The 6136-nt window shown below is 35.3% G+C and carries 8 protein-coding genes; 5 read left to right on the top strand and 3 right to left on the bottom strand.

The window, feature by feature from the left end; genetic code table 11:
* Positions 1 to 198 precede the first annotated feature (198 nt).
* From DWX62_RS03695 to DWX62_RS03685, 3 genes are all read left to right on the top strand, one after another.
* Positions 199 to 420 carry a hypothetical protein gene (locus DWX62_RS03695; protein ID WP_117974287.1) on the top strand — a complete coding sequence of 74 codons (222 nt, stop codon included), beginning with the start codon at positions 199 to 201 and terminating at the stop codon, positions 418 to 420.
* Positions 407 to 1042 carry a hypothetical protein gene (locus tag DWX62_RS03690; protein WP_117974290.1) on the top strand — a complete coding sequence of 212 codons (636 nt, stop codon included), beginning with the start codon at positions 407 to 409 and terminating at the stop codon, positions 1040 to 1042. Before DWX62_RS03695 ends, DWX62_RS03690 begins: the two co-directional genes overlap by 14 nt.
* A 520-nt stretch (positions 1043 to 1562) precedes the next feature.
* Positions 1563 to 2393 (top strand): hypothetical protein, encoded by an 831-nt coding sequence (locus DWX62_RS03685; protein ID WP_147336724.1) that lies wholly within the window; start codon positions 1563 to 1565, stop codon positions 2391 to 2393.
* An 82-nt stretch (positions 2394 to 2475) separates the two neighbouring features.
* Here the strand turns inward: DWX62_RS03685 and DWX62_RS21850 are convergent, their stop codons facing one another.
* The 3 genes from DWX62_RS21850 to DWX62_RS03675 are packed head-to-tail and all read right to left on the bottom strand — an operon-like array spanning position 2476 to position 4518.
* Complete coding sequence (locus DWX62_RS21850) at positions 2476 to 2625, bottom strand: hypothetical protein (protein ID WP_155519226.1); 150 nt, start codon at positions 2623 to 2625, stop codon at positions 2476 to 2478.
* A gap of 11 nt (positions 2626 to 2636) precedes the next feature.
* Complete coding sequence (locus tag DWX62_RS03680; protein WP_117867061.1) at positions 2637 to 3470, bottom strand: hypothetical protein; 834 nt, start codon at positions 3468 to 3470, stop codon at positions 2637 to 2639.
* Between the two features lie 31 nt (positions 3471 to 3501).
* A complete protein-coding gene (locus tag DWX62_RS03675) occupies positions 3502 to 4518 on the bottom strand; it encodes a hypothetical protein (protein WP_057253141.1) in 1017 nt (338 codons plus the stop codon).
* A gap of 501 nt (positions 4519 to 5019) precedes the next feature.
* Here DWX62_RS03675 and DWX62_RS22460 point away from each other — a divergent pair.
* Together DWX62_RS22460 and DWX62_RS03670 are read left to right on the top strand one after the other, a co-directional pair.
* Positions 5020 to 5151 (top strand): hypothetical protein, encoded by a 132-nt coding sequence (locus DWX62_RS22460; protein ID WP_259329566.1) that lies wholly within the window; start codon positions 5020 to 5022, stop codon positions 5149 to 5151.
* Between the two features lie 25 nt (positions 5152 to 5176).
* A partial coding sequence (locus DWX62_RS03670) for a DUF3871 family protein (RefSeq protein ID WP_120172587.1) occupies positions 5177 to 6136 on the top strand: 960 nt, incomplete at its 3' end.

Below are 6136 nucleotides of genomic sequence, written 5' to 3'. Positions count from 1 at the left end.
TTGTAACTCAATTCTATCACTATATCTTTCCGCATTTCACTTTTTTGTAGTAACTTTGCAACATCAACATGAGATAAGGGCGGTATCACTGAAACCACTGAATTACCGACTTGAGGCACATCTGAAATTGAATTGTCTGAATTTACCTGCCATTTCAATCCACCTTATCTTGCCAGATTATCTATTTAGTAATTATTTATGGGACTAAGAATGAATGGAGAAACAGAACTTACATTCAAGCAACTACGTGAGCTTGCACTAGCCCACCATGTAAAGGACAGCAAGACTGTTATTGGAATATGGGCTAAGCTGAACGGCTATTCCAAGAGACGCAAGCAGAAAGATAACAAGGTTTACACCGTTTACATCAAGATGAGCAATGATAAATCCAATAAAACCAATAACTATGAGAACGCATAGACTACCACAATTAATCAAGTACATTGACGTTAGAGGCGTTAACAAATCAATGATTGAATTTAATGCAAATCTAGACAAACTGAACGACTTCTTTAGTATATTTCCCAAGTGGGGAATTTCTGTAACAATTAAACTGCTTAAAGAGTTAAAGAATGATTCTGAAGCCATGTGTAACAAATATTTCAGTATCATATCAGCAAGAATCTTGAATGAACTTTCTGCACGACCAGACGGTCTGGATGTTGAGAGCTACAAGAAAGAGGCTAGCCAATTAAAGATGCATTTCAATCGCATTAAACTGTGCATGCGAAATACAGATTTCAGATTCTTCATTCATGAAGGATTGAACGAGGACATGTTTCATGTCTCAAATAATAAAGTTTATGGAAACCTAAACACAATGTACTTCTATATCAACGAAAATTCACGCTATGCAGAATGTGGAGATGAATCTTTTATTTTAAACAAATTGCAGGACATCTGTCACGAACTGAACGAACTCAGACAGTATGACATTTTGAATGCGTTACCAAAATTGATAAAGGATAGTCCCAACGAGGGATATGTAGTTGACTCAAACGCTTTCGACGAATGTATGGATAAGGTATTGTATAAGAGATGACAATAAAATGTATAAGGGAGGACTGTGCAAACGGTTCTCCCTTTTCGTGTTCATACCCACCAGACATATATCCCCAACTGTATATGCAACCAAGTCCAATACCCTGCCGCCATGCGAGCCAAGAACAGAAGTGATAAATACAGATGTACATCTAGTCTGGAATTTACCTATTCCCTATTTTGAGACTCCAATAAGTATTCCCGATTTTAATACCGGTACACTCCCTAAAATGATACCCTAGTAACATACCTATTATATAACATACCTTATATATGAAAAATGAAGTTCCTACGGAACTACAATTTTCTGGAACGGGAGTTACAGATAATTCCACTAATCAGATGAATGACAACCAACCAATTCTAACGCTAAAGCAGTATGATATGGTATAAACCAGACAACATTATTTTTAAGAACAGGAAGGAAGCCAAGAAGTATTTTGGAACTAATAAATATTACAAGATTGAACGGGAGAAGAAAGATATAATATTTATAGATGACCACAAATCCATAGCTACTGATGGGGGCAATCAGACAGACATTGATAAGTAAGGATATTATCAGTTTCAAGAAGACACTGAACGCTTATATCTACTCCATTATAAAAATGAACAGCAATTATTATAACGGGGTGTCAGAAATCACCTATCCTAAAATAGCTGGACTGTCAGATATATCAGAGGGCATTATAAAGGCACATCTAAGTGAGAAGGATGAGAAGGGGAAGTTTGTTTTTAAGGACAATCCACTATTCCTAGGCTGGGAATATTTCTATGTTAACGGTAAAACCCATATCAGATATAAAATGAATACCAAGCCAGAGAACTATTTCATATTGAGGAATGACTTTATCCTGGATAAGAATCTAACCCCTAAAGAAAAAGACTTCTTGCTAAAGTTCATGGCTATTTGTACTAATAATACACATTACTTAAAAGCAAGCAAACAAGACATTAAAGATAAAATAGGAGTAGGTAAAAACAGCACTGTAATTGACAGCCTCATCAATAAAGGGTATATAGTTCTTATTAATGGATATTATATTGCCAGATGCAAAGACATGCCATTATCCAGAGACTTGGAAAGAGCCAATATCTACCAGACAATAGAGGACTTCTGTATAGGACACGGAGTTATACCACCAGCCTATGACAGAAAGAAAATAAATCTTATTCTTACTAAATACACTACTGTTGGCAAAAGCAACCGTCAAGACTTCAAACAGACACTAATTAAGAAATGCAAGCATATAGAGCAAGGGAATTATCAGTATTTATTAACTGCACTAGGTCTATATAAGAAGGAGATTAAACCATATCCCCAACCAGAAAAATTTGAAATCATATTATAGGGGAAAGCTCCAGACTGGCAGATAAGGTCTGGGGCTTTTTATGCCCTCAATTATAAGTAAATACCTTGTTCATTTCTATCATTCATATTAACAAATCTTGTAACCAAAGATGAAAACTATCAACTTCGGCATATTGACCTACCATGTCTATGTAGTTAATCGCATACGACAAGTCCACTTCATAACCATAAAAATCTATTAAATCTTGTATTAATTCTTCTGGGGTAATCATAATGTTACTTTTTATTCTAAAGAACGATTGTCCATAATCGCTTGAAGCATATTAGAACATTTTTCATATTCTTCTTTATGTTCAATTCTAAATTCGCTACATTCAATGGCTATATTTATCCACATTTCATTACCTCTTAGTTTAAGAAATTTTTCCCATTCTTTAGGCGAGAAGTAGGAATCTGGTAAATTATCAAATTCTTCCATAGATGAGAGAGAATATCCTTTGTGAGCTAAGAACATATCTTGGATAATCCAATTATGAAACATATCGTAATACTCTGTATATTGATTTACTTTTAGTTCATTGCGAGATAAGAAGGTTTTGATTAATGCAGCAGATTCAGAAATCCATTCACCTAAAATCATTCCATCTTCACAGAAACCTCTAGCTAAATCTTCTAATTCAGGTTTTATACATCCAATGTGGTTATTGCGTAAATAAAATAATTTTATTATATCAAGGGATGTGTATTGCTTCTCATCCTTATTTAGTTCCAAGAAACGTTCAATGTAACGTTCAAAGAAATGAGAAGAAAAAATCAGTAACACATTTGTTCCTTTAAGCGGATAAGCTGCCCATGTAGTTCCTCCATACCTAAAAGTAATGTAGGCATGAGGAATTACAACATTAGCATCCTTTTTAGATTGTGCATAAAAGCTGAAGAACCATTTATTATTTTTCTTTGTAATAATCTCTGTATTCCATATCCATGGATAATATGTTTGCTTCAATCTCATTTTATTGAATTTTGGATTAAATTTAGTCCAGCGTGCATGGACTTCCTTGTAATCAGACTGAATTTCCTTTGCCAATTCGGTCAATGTCATTGTTGGTAAAATCATATTAACAAATATTTAGAATTGAGATTAATAATCACACAACCAAACATATTATAGCGAAGATAATGATTATAATTAGAATAATACGCATTTTATTGCTGTTTTCCTTAATATCAGAATTTGTGACTTCCACTTGAGAGCTATTTTGTTTATCCATGCAATTAAATGATACAAACTTCTCGCCAGTGTTTAACCAACTAATTTGGCTTGGTACTAAATTCTTTACTCCTATTGTTGTATTAACAATCTTAAGATTGGCTGATTTAGGATTAATTATATTTTTCATTGGCATTATCCACATTCCAGAACATTCAAAGGCATGATTTAAAGTTACCACAATTAAATAATCTGCATTTTTGCCTATTAGATTGTTTATTCTTCTTGTTTCAGAAGTCCGTCTTTCACTATCATATACTCGCCTTGTTTTGATTTCAAAAGTTAATCCTCCTTGACCTATTGCATCCAGTCCCTTCTCATTCTTATTGCTAGATAATTTTAGGTTCAAACGTTTACAAGCATAATATTCTCCAATATCCCCTACTACTTTACGGCTTCTAATAATCCCTTCTTTTTGTAAATTCAAGTAACTTTGAGCAAAATTTCTGATAGCGACTTGTTCTTTTTGAAGTAATTTTAATCGAGCTATATTCTGAGAAAATGAAAGCACTGAAGAAGCGCCAATAATGTATTCTTCCGTATTAATTTTATTAGAAGGGATTTTTAATATGGATATAGGATTGTAATATATATCAAAATATACAACTACAAGATAGTCAAAATCTTGATATTTTAGATTAGAAATATGATGAGTAAAATTATTGTTAGATATAACTTTAGATTTAATTTGATATTTATAGCCTTTAGGACATACTCCATCGTATGCTTTTGTGGATTTACCAGCTAAACTTAGTTTAAAATACTTGGAGGCAATAAATTCTCCTATTTCTCCAGTAAAGCTATCTGTACGAATTATTCCTAAAGTGAAAAGTTTATCACTGCAATTGGCAAATTCTTTTAATAAAGTTTCTCTAACTGCTGTTTGCTTTTCCATGAATAAAATTTTATTGTTTTATTAATGGCTATAAAGGTAGAAATAAATAAAGTATTAGCAAATTTTGGATTCTTATAATTAGTCCATCTAAATTATTGATGAATTGATTTACTATTGTGTTTATGCCCAACTCAAAAATATAGGTACTTAAAATCATACCCCTCCCCCTTTAGTTCTGGGAAGTGTTTCCATATAAGGTACAGAGCCATATAGGGTAGAATTACTGGCAGTAGAAAAATGGCTGGTATGTATATCCGTATCTGGTGTATGTCTCAAGCACCCCCCGTGTTACCTTTAACTCCCCTCACCGTATCTTTAGGGGAAATGAACACCAAATGCGAAATCACCTTCCAGCCCCGAACGCTTGAAATTCTGTAACAGCCATTACGGGCAGATACAGATTTATTACAGAAATACACATGCGTACAAGGCTGGGAGGCTTTTTGTTTCTGGTTATCATTCCCTTTTAATTCAATCATTACTAATCATAAATTATCGCTTATGGAAGATTTAAAGGCAATTCTGACGGTTGGTGCAATACTCGTTGTACCGTTCATTGCAGCACCAAAGGCAATGTTTGCCATAGTGCTGTACATTATCGTTTATATGGCATTCAGATGGAGAAATTTCTAATTATCAACTTAATAATTTACAGATTATGGAAGCATTACAGATTATGCCAGTCATGGCACAGAGAAGGAACGGCAATTTAGGCGAATTTGCAGAGGATGCAACAGTAGTTGTGGAAGAGATTACAAAGCCCAGGAAGGTGAACCATTTCATTGAGGCTAATTCCGTGGAGGTGAGTTTGGAGCACTTGAAGAATGACTGTGTGATACCAGTATTCAGCAAGGATAATGAACTTACCATTTCACACAACGCATTCATTGAAACGGTCTGGGAAGCTGCCAGTTCATTCTATAGCGGTGAACGGATAGAGCAACCAGACATAAGGTGCAGCCATGTGATAAAAGGGAGACGTCCAGAAGCCATCAACAAGCCCAAGAACCTGCTGACGGAAGCCGACACGACCCAGTATTATGAAAGGTGCGCTTTCGCCATAGACATACCATCTATCTATGAGGAAGTGTCTGGGAATAGGCTCAACCTTTCCATTGTGGGGGTACGTGCATTGAATAGGGAGAACCTTGCTACCAAGAAAAGTCCAGAATTATTCAGACTGGCGGTATCGTTCAAGAATACCGTATGCTGTAACATGTGCGTGTTTACAGACGGATATAAGGATGATATAAAGGTAATGGGCACAAAGGAACTGTTCAAGGCTACATTGGAACTGCTTAATAATTTCAATGCAGCCAAAAATATCCACATGATGCAGAGTTTAGGCGATACCTGCCTAAATGAGCACCAGTTTGTGACCTTACTTGGCAGGATGCGACTTTATCAGTGCTTGCCACAAGGCTATCAGAAGGCTATCCCCAGAATGCTGCTTACTGACACACAGATAAACAGTGTAGCTAAAGCGTATATCAATGACGATAACTTTGGCAGTCTGGGCAGTGACCTATCCATGTGGAAGTTCTATAACCTGCTTACTGGCAGCAACAAGAGCAGCTACATAGACAGCTTTCTGGATAGAGCCTACAACGCTACAGAA

It is taken from the genome of Bacteroides sp. AF20-13LB (assembly GCF_003603065.1).
Lineage (GTDB): Bacteria > Bacteroidota > Bacteroidia > Bacteroidales > Bacteroidaceae > Bacteroides > Bacteroides uniformis.
Note: the sequence above shows the minus strand (reverse complement) of the source record. Positions and strands in the feature narration are given on the sequence as shown.